The following is a 15,456-nucleotide window of genomic DNA, read 5'->3' as shown; positions in this document are numbered from 1 at the left end:
TAAGCTCAATGTTTTGGTCGTCGCCACGGACCGCATGCGCATGCAGCAACCGGACGAGAAACAGCACGTCGCCAGCGCGCCATCGGGCGACGACGAAGCCCTGCCGCAGGCATGGCGGCGGCTGCTGGCTGCGCCCAAGCCGGTCGCGGCTGACGAGCACGGCGTGCTCGGTTTCTTTCTGGAAGTGATGCCCGAAGAGGGCGCCGCCTTCGTGCGGCTGGACGCGGCGCCGGTCCTGCTCAGCGTCGCCGAGCATGGCCGCTACGCGCGGCCGGTGCCGCTGGACAGTCGCCATCTGGCCCAGTCGCCGCTGCAGCCGCACGAGCAGCGCCTCGCCGCGACCATGCTGGGTCTGCCGCAGAACGTGCGCAAGGGACGCAGCTACGCGCGCCTCGGTGGCCACGTCGGCGATACCTTGCTCGCCGAGATTCTCGATACTGCGCCGTGTTTTCTCGGCGGCCTGGCTGGCTTGCGCCTGTCGCGCGGCAAATCGCACCAGCTCAACTGGCACTGGAAGATGGAGCCCGATGGCAGCCAGCGCCTGTTGCCGGTATTGCCGCACAACCAGCGCCTGCTGCGCATCGACACGCTGTGGTACCTCGATGTCGAACGCGCCACGGTGGGCCGCTTCGATGCCGCCAGCGAAGAGACCCACTGGCTCGAACTGCCGCCGCTCAAGCATGAGCACGGGCGGCGTCTGCGCAGTCGCCTGAGCGGCAGCCGGCTGGCCACGCGGGTGCCGTTGCCGCAGGTCTTCGACGAGGTGTTGCATTCGGAGCTGGCGCCCAAACCGATCCTGATTCTGCATGCGCTGACCCGGCACGCGCGGCTGGCCGCCGGCACGCCGCCGCTGGGTTACGCGCGGCTGGCCTTCGACTACGCCGGCGAACGGCTGCCCGGCCGCGGTGGCGAGCCGCTGGTGCGCCGCGTGCGCAATGACCAACTGGTCGAGATCACCCGTCGACGGGCCGAAGAGTTGTCCGCGATGGAGCAGCTTGAGCGTGCCGGGCTTACCCCGGGCGTGGACACCGAGGGCCTGCCCTGGGACGTGGCCGAGACCCTGCCCGAGGATGCCTGGCTGTTCCCCGGCACCGGTTATGCCGGTGCGCTGGAGGTCAATACCCCGGCACGCTGGCTGGCGCTGCGACCCAAGCTGGAGGCCGAGAATTTCCAGGTCGAATACGCCCCCAGCTTTCCGTTCGAGGTACTGGAAGGTCCGGTGCGCTGGTACGGCCACGCGGTGGAGGATGCCGACGACCACGCCTTCGACCTGGAGATCGGCATCGAGCTGGATGGCCAGCGACACAACCTGCTGCCCGCCGTGGCGCAGGCGCTGGCCGAGCACCAGTTGAACCTGAGCCCGGCGCCGAACGAGCCGGAGGATGCCGTGTGGTATGCGCCAGTCGATGCGCGTCGGCGCATTCCGGTGCGGCTGAAGGAATTGCGCGGGCTGCTGGCGCCGCTGGCTGAATACCTCGAGCGGCCGCGCAAGAAACTCCATCTGCCGCGCGTGCAGGCCGGGCGCCTCGAAGAACTTGCCGCGGCGATGCCCGGCGGCAGCACGCTCGAAGCGGCCGAGCCGCTGCTCGGTTTTGCCGCGCGCCTGCGCGATGCCGCCGAGCGTGCCAGTGACGTGGTGCCTGAAGGACTCACCGTCGAGCTGCGGCCCTACCAGCGCGAAGGCCTGCGCTGGTTGAACGCACTGGCCGAAGCGGGTGTCGGCGGTGTGCTGGCCGACGACATGGGCCTGGGCAAGACCTTGCAGCTGATCACCCATCTGCTGTCGCTGAAACAGGGCGGTGCACTGACCCAGCCGGCGCTGATCGTGGTGCCGACCAGCCTGATCCCGAACTGGCAATCGGAGATCGCGCGATTCGCGCCGATGCTGCAGGTGCTGACCCTGCACGGCCCGCAGCGGGCCGAGGAATTCGAACAGCTGGGGGCGCAGGACATCGTGCTGACCAGCTATGCGCTGTTGCCGCGCGACGTCGTGGCGCTGCGCCAGCAGCCGTTCGCGCTGATCGTGCTGGACGAGGCGCAGCAGGTGAAGAACCCGCGCACCCAGGCGCGCCGCGCCCTGCTCAGCCTGCGCACGCCGCGTTACGTCTGCCTTACCGGCACGCCGCTGGAAAACCATCTGGGCGAGCTGTGGTCGCAGATCGACCTGGCCGTGCCCGGTCTGCTCGGCGACGAAAGCGCGTTCCGGCGCTTCTACCGCGTGCCGATCGAAAAGCAGCACGACGAGGGATGCCAGCAGCGACTCAACCTGCGCCTGGCGCCCTTTATCCTGCGTCGAACCAAGGCGCAGGTGGCAACCGAACTGCCGCCGAAGACCGAGATCACCCGGCGGGTCGTGCTCGAAGGCCGCCAGCGCGAACTCTATGAAGGCCTGCGCCTGGCGCTGGCCGAGGAGCTGCGCGAAGTGATCGCCCAGCGCGGCATTTCGCATTCCGGCATCGTGGTGCTGGACGCATTGTTGAAATTGCGGCAAGTCTGCTGCGATCCGCGCCTGGTGAAGCTCGAGGCGGCGCGTGGCGTGCACGAATCGGCCAAGTTCGAACTGCTGATGGACATGTTGCCGGCCTTGCTCGACGAAGGCCGCAAGGTGCTGCTGTTCTCGCAGTTCACCGGCATGCTGAAGCTGATCGCCGCCGAGCTCGATCGCCGGCGCATCCGCTACGTCACCCTCACCGGCGACACCCGCGACCGCGCCGAACCGGTGCAGCGTTTCCAGAACGGCGACGTGCCGTTGTTCCTGCTCTCGCTGAAGGCCGGCGGCGTCGGCTTGAACCTCACCGCCGCCGACACCGTGATCCACTACGACCCGTGGTGGAATCCCGCCGCCGAGGCGCAAGCCAGCGATCGCGCGCACCGCATCGGCCAGGACAAGCCGGTGTTCGTGTTCCGCCTGATCACCTCGGGCACGGTGGAAGAACGCATCGAGGAACTGAAAGAGCGCAAGGCCGAACTGGCCGCGGCCGTACTCGAAGGCGGCGGCAGCCGCCAGCGGCTCAGCTTCGACGAAAGCGATCTGGATACGCTGCTGGCGCCAGGCTGAAGCTATTCGTCAGGACGACTGCGGTGGCAGCCGCGTGCGCAGCAGTGCATCGACCGACTGCTGCCATTCCGGTGAACCGGGTTGCGATTGCGGCGCCTCCTGGCCCAGCTTGTTCTGCACTGCCTGGTTCCACTCGGCCGAGCCCTGATCCGGGCCGTGGCCGTTGTCGCTGATGTCCAGCGAGCGATCGACCCAGGCGTACCACGCGGGAGAACCGAGCGCGGCGTCGGCGGGGGCGGCGCGTGAGGTGCTGGTGGCCGGTGGCGTCGGCGCGGGCGAGCAGGCGGCGAGCAGCAGGGCGAGCGGCAGACTGGCGACAAGTCGACGCATGGGGCGACTCCCTGGGGCGATAGGTGGAAAGCCTACTGTGTCGCCCGGCGCCGGTGATTAATTTTTCATGAGATGCCGCGCGACGGTTCAGTCGCGGGCGGCCACTTCGTCCACATGGCGCAGCAGATCGGCGGGGTCGTCGTAGACGCGAAACGCGCCCGACTGCTGCAATTCGGCCAGCCCGTAACCGCCGCACAGCAGGCCGACGCCGAGTGAACGCGCGCGCTGCGCGGCGAGCATGTCCCACACGCTGTCACCAATCACCAGCGACTGCTGGATGTCCACGCCCAGACGTTCGGCGGCGGCGATGAACAGGTCCGGGTCGGGCTTGGCGTGGCGCACCTGGTCGCGCGTCACCACCGGCACCTTCGCCGGATCGACACCGAGTGCCTGCAGATTGGGCGCGGCGGTTTCCATCCGGCCGCTGGTGGCGATCGCCCACGGGATGTCCTGCGCGGTGAGATAATCCAGCAGTTCGCGCGCGCCCGGCAGCGGCCGCACCGATCCCTGCGCATGCTGCCGGTTGAATGCCTCGGCATGCCAGCGGCGCAGTCGTTCAAGCCGGTCGTCGGTAATCGCCAGCCCGGTCTCGCGCAACAGCATGTTGGCGAACAGCCCGCCGCTCATGCCGATCTTGCGGTGGATGCGCCACACCGACAGTTCCACGCCTTCGCGATCCAGCGCTTCCTTCCACGCCAGCACGTGCTGGTACACGCTGTCGATCAGGGTGCCGTCGAGGTCGAACAGGAAGGCGGTTTCGCGGCGTGGCATGGGAGTTCTTCCGGTGTCAGTTCGGATGGGTCAAGGCAGCAGGCCGATACGATGCAGTCCGCGCCGGATCGCCCCCAGGTTGCCGCCCCTGGGCCAGCCAACTGCCGTATCCACGACGGTGCCGTGATCGAGGAAGTAGAACGTGGGTGTCTCGATTTGCCTGACCATCGGCAGCGCTGCACGGTCGTAGGCGATGCCGAGCCGTAGCGCGGGATGTGCCTGGTTCCAGTCGCGCACCGCATCGAAGGCGGTGACCTCCTCGGGCGGGGCCACCCATTGCCCGTATTCGCGGAATAGGTCGGCGAGCTGTGGCTCGGCTTCGATGTCGCGCGCAGCATTCACCGAAAAGGGGCAGCCGGGGGAGGCCAGCACGATGACTTGGGTGGGCGCCTGGATGTTGAAACGGAAGCGCATCAGCTCCCGCTTGCGGGTATCGGGCGTGGCGATCCACAGGCTGGGCCGGCCATTGCGGATGCGGTAGGCCATGCGCATCGACGGCGGTGGGCGACGCTCGATGGCCGGCCACGCCTTGAGCAGCGCCTTTGCCTCCTCGATCTGGCCGGAGGTGATCAGTGCGTCGTAAAAGTCGCTGGCGTGGGGTCGATCGACCAGCTGGCGCCGCCGCAGTTCGGCGAAATCATCACGCAGGTCTTTCAGGTAGGGCTGCGCGCCCGTCATGCGCGCCACAAGATAGGTGGCACGAAACAGGAACGTCATGTCGCGCTCGCCGAGTGCCTGCCGCCCGCGCGCGTTCTGCAGCGGGGCGAAGTCGACCTGGTAGCTGCGAGCCATGGTTGCCTCGTTGCCGTCGGTCAGGCTTTCGGCAGCAACCAGTTGATCGTAGGCGGGTTCCAGCGTGCCGGCGGCGGAGTCGGCGCTGGCGGCCCGCACGCGGGTTCGCGCCCCGAGGTCGAGCGCATAACTCGCCGCGCCGAACAGTTGCAACAACGTGTATGCCTGTTGGCGGGTGAGTTCATAGCGCAGGTCACCGAGGTCCATGCCACCGACACCGCGCTCACCGAACACGATGCTGTCGACAAAGCGCCGCTGCGCGCCAGCGGTGAGCCAGGCCAGCGGCGAGTCGGCGGGCGGGGTATCACGCAGATAGGCGTCCACTTGCGCGCGACTGGCAAGCGGTGCGGCGGGAATGGCCATGGTGGCGACGCGGGTGACGCCAAGCTCCGCAGCGCCTGGGGTCGCCGCTGCCAGCTGCGCCGAGGCGAGCGCCAGTGCAAGGCCGAACAACAGGCGCATCACCACGGTATCCGACATGCCTGTTCCTTGCGTTCGATCAAAAGAACCCGTGTTGCGCCGGCCGTAGCGGTGTGACTCAGCGCTGTTGCAACAGCGACCTTCCCGATTCCAGCACCGCCAGCGCCGCCGCCCCGAGCAGGCCCGGCTCCGGGTTCATGATCGCCTGGGTCGGCACTTTTTCCATGATGTCGCGGAAGCGTCCCTTGGCCTCGAAGCGTTCGCGGAAGCGGCCGCGTTCCAGCCACGGCAGCAGGATGGGGATCAATCCGCCGGTGAGGTAGACGCCGTCCCAGGCCCCCAGCGTGAGCACCAGGTCGCCGGCCACGCTGCCGAAGATGCCGGCGAACGTTTCCACGGTGCGCGTGCACAGCGAGCAGCTGCCGTCTTTCGCGCGCGCGGTGATGTCTTCCGGTTTCAGGTCGGCTGGCTTGGCGCCGACCATGTGGCAGATCGCGTCGTACAGGTTCACCAGCCCCTGGCCGCAGATCAGCCGTTCGTTGGAAACACGCCCGTACTTGTGGTTGAGGTAGTCGAGGATCGCGATGTCTTCCGGCGTGTGCGCCGCGAAGCCGGCGTGGCCGCCTTCGGTCTGCAGCACGCTGCAATGACCCTGACGCACCAGCAGTCCGCCAACGCCAAGCCCCGTGCCCGGCCCGACGATGGCGAAGGTCTGTTCGTTCTCGGCACCGATCACCGGCCGCGGCACGGTGCCCACGTCGACCAGGTCGTCGCCGCGCAGCAAGGTCACCGCCATGCTCTGCGCGGCGAAGTCGTTGACCAGATGCACCTGTTCCAGGTCCAGCGCCGCCGCCGTCTGTCGCGCCGAAATCGCCCACGGATTGTTGGTGACCTTGACCGTCTCGCCGTCGACGATGCGGCCGGCGGCCGCCACGATGGCGCGGCGCACCTCGAGACCGGTGTCGGCCAGATAGAGCTTCGCTGTCGACACCAGCGAATCATGCTCGGCCACGCGATAGCGGCGGATGCTGTCCGGCAGCAGCGGATGCTCGCGCGTGGGATCGGCCACCCCGAAGCGGACATTGGTGCCACCGAGATCGACAAGCAGGGTGGGGGCGCTGCGGGACTGGCTCATGGAGCTTCCTGACGACGTGAAGCGTCAAGCCTGCCGGCCTGCTCGCGGTTAGTCCAGTGTTTTGCTCACCGTACGGCGCAGAATGTGAGAAGGGTGGCGCATCCGGTGGCCAGCCGACGCAACGGCGTAAAATGGCCGGATGCCCCGTCACGAGACCACCTCATGAGCTTTCCCGCCATCCGCATGCGCCGCATGCGCCGCGATGCCTTCTCCCGCGCGCTGATGCGCGAGCACACCTTGCTGGTCAGCGACCTGATCATGGTGGCCTTCGTGATCGACGGCGAAGGCCGGCGCGAAGCGGTGCCGTCGATGCCGGGCGTGGACCGCCTGTCCATCGACGAGCTGCTGCAGCTGGCTGGCGAATGCGTGCGCCTGGGCATTCCGGCGCTGGCGCTGTTTCCCTCGCCCGGTGCCAACGTGAAATCCCTCGATGCCGCGGAGGCGTGGAATCCGGACAACCTGATGCACCGCGCCACCCGCGCGCTGAAGGCGACGTATCCCGAGCTGGGCCTGATCGGCGACGTCGCCCTCGACCCGTACACCACCCACGGCCAGGACGGCCTGATCGACGACACCGGCTACGTGATGAACGAGCCCACCGTCGAGGCGTTGATCAGGATGTCGCTGGCCCAGGCCGAGGCCGGCATGGATTTCGTGGCGCCCTCGGACATGATGGACGGCCGCATCGGTTCCATCCGCGACGCGCTGGAAGACGCCGGCCACATCCACACCCGCATCCTCGCCTACTCGGCGAAATACGCCTCCGCGTTCTATGGTCCGTTCCGCGATGCGGTGGGTTCGTCGGCGAACCTCGGCAAGGGCAACAAGCACACCTACCAGATGGACGTCGCCAACAGCGACGAGGCCCTGCACGAAGTCGAGCTGGACATTGCCGAAGGTGCCGACGCGGTGATGGTGAAGCCGGGCCTGCCGTATCTGGATATCGTGCGCCGGGTGAAGGACACCTTCGGCGTGCCGACCTTCGTGTATCAGGTCAGCGGCGAGTACGCGATGCTGAAGGCGGCTTCGCAGAATGGATGGCTGGATGAGAAGGCGGTGGTATTGGAGTCGCTGACTTCGATGAAGCGGGCGGGGGCGGATGCGATTCTCACCTATTACGCCATCGACGCGGCGCGCTGGCTGCGCGGGGAATAGCTGCTCAGTAGGTCACGCGCGCTGCCGCCGCCATTGCCGCACTTGCCCTCGGCGACGTCCGACTGTCCGCGGACGGTGCCGGCGGCGTCCGGGCACGCTGTGGACAGCGGACAGGGCAGTCCGGCTGAAAGCCGGGTATGCCGGGTATCCGCTCACACGTACTGCGCGACACCATTCCCGAACGACCAGTTCTCCTTTGCTACCTCGACCAGATTGACGAATACATCTTCGGTGCGCAGGCCCGGGTCCGCGGAAAAATTCTCGACGATGCGTCGATACAGCGCTTGCTTCTGTTCCACCGTGCGGCCGCTGTTGCAGGTGATCTGCACGATCACCAGGTCGTTGCTGCGGGCGATGCCGAGGTAGTTCGGGTCGTAGTCGAACTCGCCGGCGTCGTGCTGGCTGACAAGGATGAATCGGTCGTCTTCAGGCACGTTGAAGGTTTCGCGCATGGCCTGGTAGATGCCGTTGCGCAGGGCGGCGATGTGGGCGGACGACTTGCCGCGGCGGAGCGAGATACGAACCAGTGGCATGGGGACTCTCCACGAAGATGAGACACGGTAGATGGGGGTGAGCGGTGAGAACTCCAACGCCAGCCTACTGAAGTCGACGCTCGCGCTCCTCGCACTCCTCTCGCGATATCGTGATGTGGTCCAACATGCGTCGCAGAAGCAAGAGCTTTCGTGCGCCTGCGGCGCCCGAGTTACTTTCTCTTTGCGTGGCCAAAGAGAAAGGTAACCAAAGAGAAAGGCCACCCCACTTGGCGCTTGCCGGGCTCCTGCCCGGCAAGTCCGTGAGCCGGGGCCGGGCTTTTCGAACGGGCATCCTGCCCGTGCGAAAAGGAGTCGACGTCCTGTCGACTCCCGCTGCGCGGCCTGTCGACCCCGACTCACCGCCGCACAAGGGACCCCGGGTAAAGCAGCGGGCCATCGTGGCCGGCACTCTTCAGAACAGCTGGATCAAGAGCGCCCCTCACCCCAACCCTCTCCCCGGCTTTGCCGGGGAGAGGGAGTAAAGGCAGCGGCGGTGTGATCGCAGTGCATTGCCTCTGCTCTTCTTTTGCTCGTTGCTCTTTGCTCTCGCAACCGCGCAGCGGTTGCGTACCGAATGCGGGCCACGATGGTCCGCTGCTCTACCTGGGGCCCCTCTGAAGCGGCGGGTGGGTGGAGGAAAAGCCCGCAGGGTGGCCGGCATGGATGCCGGCCAGTTTGGCGTCAGGGCAGGATGCCCTGTCGACAAACCCCCTAACCCGCACGCGTACCTCGCAGGCAGGATGCCTGCGAGGCGCGGAAGCGGGGTGCCCCTCTCTTTGGTTACTTTCTCTCGGGCAAGCGAGAGAAAGTGACTCGCCCTCCGAAGGAGGACGAAAGCTCTGCTTTTGTCGACAGCCGAAAAGTGCGGAGGCTCCGATCGCGCCCACGCGATACCATTACGCGATCCGATCGCAATCCGAGTCCGCCAGCCATGACGCCTACCCGCCTGGAAATCACCCGCCCCGACGACTGGCACCTCCATCTCCGCGATGGCGATGCCCTGGCCTCCGTGGTCGGCCACACCGCCGAACGCTTCGCGCGCGCCATCGTGATGCCAAACCTGAAGCCACCAGTGACCACCGTAGCGCAGGCCGAAGATTATCGGCGACGGATTATGGCGAGCCTGCCAAAAGGCTCACGCTTCCAGCCGTTGATGACGCTCTATCTCACCGAAAGCACGACGGTTGAAGAAATTGCCCGCGCCAAAGCCAGCGACAGCGTGTTTGCCGTGAAGTACTACCCGGCCGGCGCCACCACCAATTCCGACTCGGGCGTGCGCGAGTTGTCGCGGGTCTACGACGTGCTGGAAGCGATGGAAAAGCACGAGCTGCCGCTGCTGCTGCATGGCGAAGTCACCGATCCCGACATCGACATCTTCGATCGCGAACGGGTGTTCATCGAACGCCACCTGCTGCCGTTGCGTGAGCGATTCCCCGCGCTGCGCATGGTGCTGGAGCACATCACTACGCGCGATGCGGTGGAATTCGTCCGTGCTGCGCCCGCCAACGTGGCGGCCACGCTCACCGCGCATCACCTGCTGCTCAATCGCAATGCGATCTTTGCCGGCGGTATCAATCCGCACCACTACTGCTTGCCGATTCTCAAGCGCGAGACGCACCGCGCAGCACTGCTGGAGGCAGCGACCAGTGGCGACGCCCATTTCTTCCTCGGCACGGACAGCGCGCCGCACGCGCGCGAGGCGAAGGAGGCGAGCTGCGGTTGTGCGGGTTTGTACACCTCGCACGCGGCGCTGGAGTTGTACGCCGAGGCGTTCGAGCAGGCAGGTCGACTGGATCGGCTGGAGGCGTTTGCCAGTTTCCACGGGCCGGACTTCTATCGGCTGCCGCGCAACACCGAACGCGTCGTGCTGGAACGCAAGGCGTGGGTCGTGCCGGACAGCTATCCGTTTGCCGGGTCGGTGTGCAAGCCGGTGCGCGCTGGCGAATCGGTCGCCTGGTCGATGCTGGGGCAAGCCTCGTTCTGATCAGGTGGGCGGAAGCATCCAGACACCTTCATCGAAACTGTCTGGGACCTGCGTGTCCGGATTGGCGAACAAGATCAAGAGCGGACCCCACCCCGGCCCTCCCCTGCGAGCAGGGGAGGGAGCAAAGCTGGAGGGCTGCTGCCTCAGTAGGCGAACTCGCGGAACACCGGGTCGACGCTGCCGTTCCACGCGCCGTGGAACAGTTCCAGCTTGCGCTCGGCCGGCGTCTGGTTTGCCTGCACGATCTCGATCAGCGGTTCGAGGAAGATGCTCTCGTCGGCGCCGTGCTTGTTGAGACGGGCGCGACGCTTGAGGCCGTGTGCGGCGATCTTCAGTGCTTCTTCGGCCAGATCGCGCACGGTGCCGCCGCGGAACGGCAGCTTCAGCGCATGCTTCGGCACGCCGTCGCGCAGGGCGTGGCGCTCGACCGGTGAGAAGTCCTTGACCAGGTCCCAGGCGGCATCCAGCGCTTCCTGGTCGTACAGCAGGCCGACCCAGAACGCGGGCAGCGCGCACAGCCGGTTCCACGGGCCGCCGTCGGCGCCGCGCATTTCCAGGTACTGCTTCAGGCGCACTTCGGGGAAGGCGGTGGTGAGGTGATCGGCGAAGTCCTTCATGGTGGCGTGCGTGCCGGGCAGCGCGGCCAGGTTGCCGGCCATGAACTGCTTGAAGTCCTGGCCGGCAAGGTCGAGGTACTGGCCGTTCTGCAGGCTGAAATACATCGGTACGTCGAGGATGTAGTCGACGTAGCGCTCGTAGCCGAAACCGTCGGCGAAGACGAAATCCAGCATGCCGGTGCGGTCCTTGTCGGTATCGGTCCAGATCTGCGAGCGATACGACAGATAGCCGTTTGGACGTCCTTCGGTGAACGGTGAATCGGCGAACAGCGCGGTGGCGATCGGCTGCAGCGCCAGGCTGGTGCGGAATTTCTTGATCATGTCCGCTTCGGACGAGAAATCCAGGTTCACCTGCACGGTGCAGGTGCGCGTCATCATGTCCAGCCCGAGCGAGCCGACCTTGGGCATGTATTCGCGCATGATCTTGTAGCGGCCCTTGGGCATCCACGGCATCTCGTCGCGGCGCCATTTCGGCTGGAAGCCCATGCCGAGGAAACCCAGGCCGAGATCTTCGGCGACCGAGCGCACGTCCTTCAGATGCGAGTTCACCTCGCAGCAGGTCTGGTGGATGGTCTCCAGCATCGCGCCGGACAATTCCAGCTGGCCGGCCGGCTCCAGCGTGATCGAGGCACCTTCGCGGGACAGCGCGACCGGGTTCTCGCCTTCGCGCGCCACGTCCCAGCCGTAGCGGGTGGCCAGGGTTTCCAGCAGGACCTTGATGCCGCGCTCACCCTCGAAGGTGGGTGGACGCAGGTCGTCGGTGCGGAAGCCGAACTTCTCGTGCTCGGTGCCGATGCGCCAGGCCGCGCGCGGCTTTTCGCCGGCGGCAAGGTAATCGGTGAGCTGCTGGCGACCCGCAATCGGGGTGCTCTTCACGGCACTGGGTATGGACACGGACGAAGCCTCGCGGGGTGAGCCGACACTATGGGGGCGGCGTACGGCGACGAAAAGGGGGGCCGCGGAATGCGCGCCCGGGCAGCCTATTGGAGCAGCAGTGGATGGAGTCTGCCCTGAGCTGGATCAAATCACGCGGGCACCCGGGGCAGATCGTCGGCAGCGGCCCGGTCAGGGGGAAAAATCGGGAAACCAGCTGCGAAGTCGCCGTTTCAGCGACAGCGCCGGCGCCTCCACGGCATGCCAGGAGCCCCACGCGATCAGCGCCGTGACCAGGGCGGCCACGCTGGTGGTTGCCAGATACGAGGGCGTCGTCGGCCACAGATGCACGGTCAGTTGCTGCACGAAGTAGGCGTAAAGATAGGCGCTGTACGACAGGTCACCGAAGCGGGCGGCGGAACGCAGCCCGGGGGTGCTTTGCTGCCCAAACCACAAGGTCAACGGCACCAGCACGGCCCATTGCGCCAGTCGCGCATGTTGCAGCAACGCGGCAGCCATCAGACACGCCGCGACGCCGCAGGCCAGGAGCAGCCGGTGACGTCGGATCTCCGCGATGAACTGACGGGACGCGGCACCGGCCAGGAAGAAGGCGGTGTAGAAGTAGCAGATGTTGTCGAACGCGTCTTCGCGGGAGTGTCCGGGTAGCGTCTTGACGTACATGACCGCGACGCCAGCCAGGGCCAGCAGGGTAAAGACTCGTCGGCGCAGGCCGATGGCGCCGAGCACGGCCAGATACGCATAGCATTTCGCTTCCAGCGGAATCGTCCACCAACTGCCATTGACGGCGGACAGGCTGGCGTTGGCGGGGATCGTGGCAAATACGCCAGGCAGCGTGTAGTACGCACGCAGCTGGGCATTGAAGGTGATGAAGCGGCGTGTCTCGCGCCCGAAATATTCGTGTAGCGGCAACGTGCTGAGCGCGGCTCCGGCGATCACGATGACCAGTGTCGCGACGATCAGCGCGGGCCAGATGCGCAGGAATCGGCGCATGGCGAAACGCATGATGTGCGGATCGTGAAACCAGCTCTCGGTCACCAGGTAGCCGCTCATGGCGAAGAACATCGCCACGGCGATGGAACCGAGGGTCATGCCCTGCGCCAGCGTGGACTCGTGCATGCCCAGCAGCACGAACTGGTGGGAAACCAGCACCATCAAGGATGCGACGAGCCGCAGCCCGTCGAAATTGTTTGCGTGGCTGCCCGACGGCAACGGGCGAGGGCTGTCCATGACGAAGGTCCTTGTTCGTTGGCCCGTACTTGATGGTCGGCGAAGACCGGGTTCAAGGTCCCGGAAAGGACTGGCAGAAAGAACAGGGCCGGCATGGCCGGCCCTGTTTTCAGCGCTTCATCGAATTGAAGAACTCGTCGTTGGACTTGGTGTTCTTCATCTTGTCGAGCATGAACTCCATCGCCGACAACTCGTCCATCGGGTGCAGCAGTTTGCGCAGGATCCAGATCTTGGCCAGCATGTCCGGGTCGATCAGCAGGTCTTCGCGGCGGGTGCCGGAGCGGTTGATGTCGATCGCCGGGTAGACGCGCTTCTCGGAAATGCGCCGGCTCAAATGGACTTCCATGTTGCCGGTGCCCTTGAACTCCTCGTAGATCACCTCGTCCATCTTGCTGCCGGTTTCGGTCAGCGCGGTGGCGATGATGGTCAGGCTGCCGCCTTCCTCGACGTTGCGGGCGGCGCCGAAGAAACGCTTCGGTCGCTGCAGCGCGTTGGCGTCCACACCACCGGTGAGCACCTTGCCGGAGCTGGGGATTACCGTGTTGTAGGCACGTGCCAGGCGGGTGATCGAGTCGAGCAGGATGATCACGTCCTTCTTGTGCTCGACCAGGCGCTTGGCCCGCTCGATCACCATCTCGGCGACCTGCACGTGGCGCACGGCGGGTTCGTCGAAGGTGGAACTGATCACTTCGCCGCGCACGGTGCGGGCGATCTCGGTGACTTCCTCCGGGCGCTCGTCGATCAACAGCATGATCAGGTGCGCTTCGGGATGGTTGTACTGGATCGCCTGGGCGATGTTCTGCAGCATCATCGTCTTGCCGGACTTCGGCTGCGAGACGATCAGGCCGCGCTGGCCCTTGCCGATCGGTGCGATCAGGTCGAGCACGCGGCCGGTGATGTCCTCGCTGGACCCGTTGCCGCGCTCGAGCTTGAACGCCTTGCGCGGGAACAGCGGGGTGAGGTTCTCGAACAGCATCTTGTTCTTGGACGCTTCCGGCGGGTCGCCGTTGATCGTCTCCACCCGCAGCATGGCGAAGTAGCGCTCGCCTTCCTTCGGATGCCGCACGCGACCGGTGATGTAGTCGCCGGTGCGCAGGTTGAAGCGGCGGATCTGGCTGGGCGACACGTAGATGTCGTCCGGACCGGCCAGGTAGGATTCGTCGGCCGAACGCATGAAGCCGAAGCCGTCCTGCAGGATTTCCAGCACGCCTTCGGCCCAGATGCCGCCGCCGGAGCGCGCGTGCGCCTTGAGCACGTTGAAGATCACGTCCTGCTTGCGCGCGCGGGCGACGCCTTCGAACACGCTCAGCGACTCGGCGAACTCCAGCAGCTGCGGCGCCTTCATGCGCTTGAGCTCGGTGAGGTTGATCACCCGGTCGTTGCTGCCCGGATCGGCGTTGTCGTCGTCGACCGGCAGGCCGTTCGGGTTCGGCCGCGGATGATTCTGCGGGCGCGGCTGAGGCTGATTGCTGCGCTCGTTGCGTTCGCCGCGATCACCGCGCTCATTGCGCCGGCGCCGGCCACGACCTTCACGGGCGGGGTTGCCCTGGCCACCGTTCGGGTTCGGGTTTGGATTCGGGTTGGAACCCGATGGCTGCGCCGGGTTCTGGCCAGCCTGGTTTGGCGTGCCCTGGTTCTGCGGCGCTGGCGGATTCTGCTGGCCGGCGTTGTCACGCGGTTCCGGTGCGGTGCGAGGTGTGGCAGGTTCGGCCGACGTCACCGGCAGGCTTGCCTGCACCGGAGCGGGCGCCGGTGCCGGTGCAGCGGGCTTGTCGCCGCCGACGGCCTTCTCCGCATTCGCGGCGGCAATCGCCGCCGCCGTGCGTCGTGGCGCTCGGGCACGCGGCTCGGGTTTGCCTTCGGCCACAGGCTTGGAGTCGGCGCTATTGGCGTCGTTCGGAATTTTGTTATCGGTATCGGACACGGGCAATCCTCGCGGGGCGCCGTTGAATTACAGGAGGGAGGATGTGCGTCGCGCGGAAGGCGCTAGGGGACAGGACTGTCCCGACGGACGCGGTGAATCTAGCACCCGTCGTGGTGCGCCGTAAAGCGCGGCAAGCCTGCCGGACGGCGCCGGGCAGGCTGCGGGTGACGGGTTGGCCGCCGGTGGATCAGATCGCCTTGTCGATCATCTGGGTCAGCTGACCCTTGCTGACGGCGCCGATCTGGGTTGCCTCGACCTTGCCGTTCTTGAACACCATCAGGGTCGGAATGCCGCGTACGCCGTAGGTGCGCGGGGTCTGCTGGTTCTGGTCGATGTTGACCTTGACCACGCGCAGCTTGCCTTCGTATTGCTTGGCCAGTTCGTCCAGCATCGGCGCGATGGCCTTGCACGGGCCGCACCATTCCGCCCAGAAATCGAGCAGGACGGGGGTTTCGGACTTGAGCACCTGCTCTTCGAAGGCGTCGTCGTTCACATGGGTAATCAGGTCGCTCACCGGGGATCTCCGTGGCTGGGGGCCAAAACTGGCAGGTCGAAAACAATGGGGTGGTCGGGGCGGAAAAACAAGGAGTGACGACGGGCAGGGCCGTCATCGGCT

The 15,456-nt window shown here is 66.2% G+C and carries 12 protein-coding genes; 3 read left to right on the top strand and 9 right to left on the bottom strand.

The window, feature by feature from the left end; all coding sequences use genetic code 11:
- The first annotated feature begins 40 nt into the window (after nt 1-40).
- The gene (locus tag ACQGNJ_RS16690) at nt 41-3,058 is read left to right on the top strand and encodes a DEAD/DEAH box helicase (RefSeq protein WP_426690674.1); all 3,018 of its coding nucleotides are present in this window, start codon (nt 41-43) and stop codon (nt 3,056-3,058) included.
- A gap of 9 nt (nt 3,059-3,067) precedes the next feature.
- Here the strand turns inward: ACQGNJ_RS16690 and ACQGNJ_RS16685 are convergent, their stop codons facing one another.
- From ACQGNJ_RS16685 to glk, 4 genes are all read right to left on the bottom strand, one after another.
- Complete coding sequence (locus tag ACQGNJ_RS16685) at nt 3,068-3,388, bottom strand: hypothetical protein (protein ID WP_426690371.1); 321 nt, start codon at nt 3,386-3,388, stop codon at nt 3,068-3,070.
- Nucleotides 3,389-3,475: 87 nt separating this feature from the next.
- Nucleotides 3,476-4,159 carry an HAD family hydrolase gene (locus ACQGNJ_RS16680; RefSeq protein WP_426690370.1) on the bottom strand — a complete coding sequence of 228 codons (684 nt, stop codon included), beginning with the start codon at nt 4,157-4,159 and terminating at the stop codon, nt 3,476-3,478.
- A 30-nt stretch (nt 4,160-4,189) separates the two neighbouring features.
- A complete protein-coding gene (locus ACQGNJ_RS16675; RefSeq protein WP_426690369.1) occupies nt 4,190-5,431 on the bottom strand; it encodes a hypothetical protein in 1,242 nt (413 codons plus the stop codon).
- 58 nt (nt 5,432-5,489) lie between these two features.
- Nucleotides 5,490-6,506: a glucokinase gene (gene glk / locus ACQGNJ_RS16670; protein ID WP_426690368.1), complete on the bottom strand. Its 1,017-nt coding sequence runs from the start codon at nt 6,504-6,506 to the stop codon at nt 5,490-5,492.
- 162 nt (nt 6,507-6,668) lie between these two features.
- Here glk and hemB point away from each other — a divergent pair, with 162 nt between their 5' ends.
- Nucleotides 6,669-7,661, top strand: coding sequence for a porphobilinogen synthase (gene hemB / locus ACQGNJ_RS16665; protein WP_426690367.1), 993 nt, complete (start codon nt 6,669-6,671; stop codon nt 7,659-7,661).
- A 152-nt stretch (nt 7,662-7,813) separates the two neighbouring features.
- Here the strand turns inward: hemB and ACQGNJ_RS16660 are convergent, their stop codons facing one another.
- Entirely contained in the window at nt 7,814-8,194 is a 381-nt protein-coding gene (locus tag ACQGNJ_RS16660; RefSeq protein ID WP_426690366.1) for a tautomerase family protein, read from the bottom strand.
- A 931-nt stretch (nt 8,195-9,125) separates the two neighbouring features.
- Between ACQGNJ_RS16660 and pyrC the strand changes: the two genes are divergently transcribed.
- Nucleotides 9,126-10,178: a dihydroorotase gene (gene pyrC / locus ACQGNJ_RS16655; RefSeq protein WP_426690365.1), complete on the top strand. Its 1,053-nt coding sequence runs from the start codon at nt 9,126-9,128 to the stop codon at nt 10,176-10,178.
- 143 nt (nt 10,179-10,321) lie between these two features.
- On the opposite strand, the gene ACQGNJ_RS16650 is transcribed toward pyrC, so the two are convergent.
- From ACQGNJ_RS16650 to trxA, 4 genes are all read right to left on the bottom strand, one after another.
- Nucleotides 10,322-11,689, bottom strand: a complete 1,368-nt coding sequence (locus tag ACQGNJ_RS16650; protein WP_426690364.1) for a glutamate--cysteine ligase — start codon at nt 11,687-11,689, stop codon at nt 10,322-10,324.
- A gap of 171 nt (nt 11,690-11,860) precedes the next feature.
- The gene (locus ACQGNJ_RS16645) at nt 11,861-12,916 is read right to left on the bottom strand and encodes an acyltransferase family protein (protein ID WP_426690363.1); all 1,056 of its coding nucleotides are present in this window, start codon (nt 12,914-12,916) and stop codon (nt 11,861-11,863) included.
- 109 nt (nt 12,917-13,025) lie between these two features.
- Nucleotides 13,026-14,840: a transcription termination factor Rho gene (gene rho, locus ACQGNJ_RS16640; protein ID WP_426690362.1), complete on the bottom strand. Its 1,815-nt coding sequence runs from the start codon at nt 14,838-14,840 to the stop codon at nt 13,026-13,028.
- A gap of 187 nt (nt 14,841-15,027) precedes the next feature.
- On the bottom strand, nt 15,028-15,354 hold the full coding sequence (gene trxA / locus ACQGNJ_RS16635) for a thioredoxin TrxA (protein WP_426690361.1): 327 nt from the start codon (nt 15,352-15,354) through the stop codon (nt 15,028-15,030).
- Nucleotides 15,355-15,456: the final 102 nt, after the last annotated feature.

Source organism: Rhodanobacter ginsengiterrae (assembly GCF_050026815.1).
Taxonomy (GTDB): domain Bacteria; phylum Pseudomonadota; class Gammaproteobacteria; order Xanthomonadales; family Rhodanobacteraceae; genus Rhodanobacter; species Rhodanobacter ginsengiterrae.
Note: the sequence above shows the minus strand (reverse complement) of the source record. Positions and strands in the feature narration are given on the sequence as shown.

What these genes read in the sequence shown, in the direction of transcription:
- ACQGNJ_RS16685 (WP_426690371.1), bottom strand. Translation starts at nt 3,388, where the DNA reads ATGCGTCGACTTGTCGCCAGTCTGCCGCTCGCCCTGCTGCTCGCCGCC.
- pyrC (WP_426690365.1), top strand. Translation starts at nt 9,126, where the DNA reads ATGACGCCTACCCGCCTGGAAATCACCCGCCCCGACGACTGGCACCTC.
- ACQGNJ_RS16645 (WP_426690363.1), bottom strand. Translation starts at nt 12,916, where the DNA reads ATGGACAGCCCTCGCCCGTTGCCGTCGGGCAGCCACGCAAACAATTTC.
- hemB (WP_426690367.1), top strand. Translation starts at nt 6,669, where the DNA reads ATGAGCTTTCCCGCCATCCGCATGCGCCGCATGCGCCGCGATGCCTTC.
- ACQGNJ_RS16690 (WP_426690674.1), top strand. Translation starts at nt 41, where the DNA reads ATGCAGCAACCGGACGAGAAACAGCACGTCGCCAGCGCGCCATCGGGC.
- ACQGNJ_RS16660 (WP_426690366.1), bottom strand. Translation starts at nt 8,194, where the DNA reads ATGCCACTGGTTCGTATCTCGCTCCGCCGCGGCAAGTCGTCCGCCCAC.
- glk (WP_426690368.1), bottom strand. Translation starts at nt 6,506, where the DNA reads ATGAGCCAGTCCCGCAGCGCCCCCACCCTGCTTGTCGATCTCGGTGGC.
- ACQGNJ_RS16680 (WP_426690370.1), bottom strand. Translation starts at nt 4,159, where the DNA reads ATGCCACGCCGCGAAACCGCCTTCCTGTTCGACCTCGACGGCACCCTG.
- ACQGNJ_RS16675 (WP_426690369.1), bottom strand. Translation starts at nt 5,431, where the DNA reads ATGTCGGATACCGTGGTGATGCGCCTGTTGTTCGGCCTTGCACTGGCG.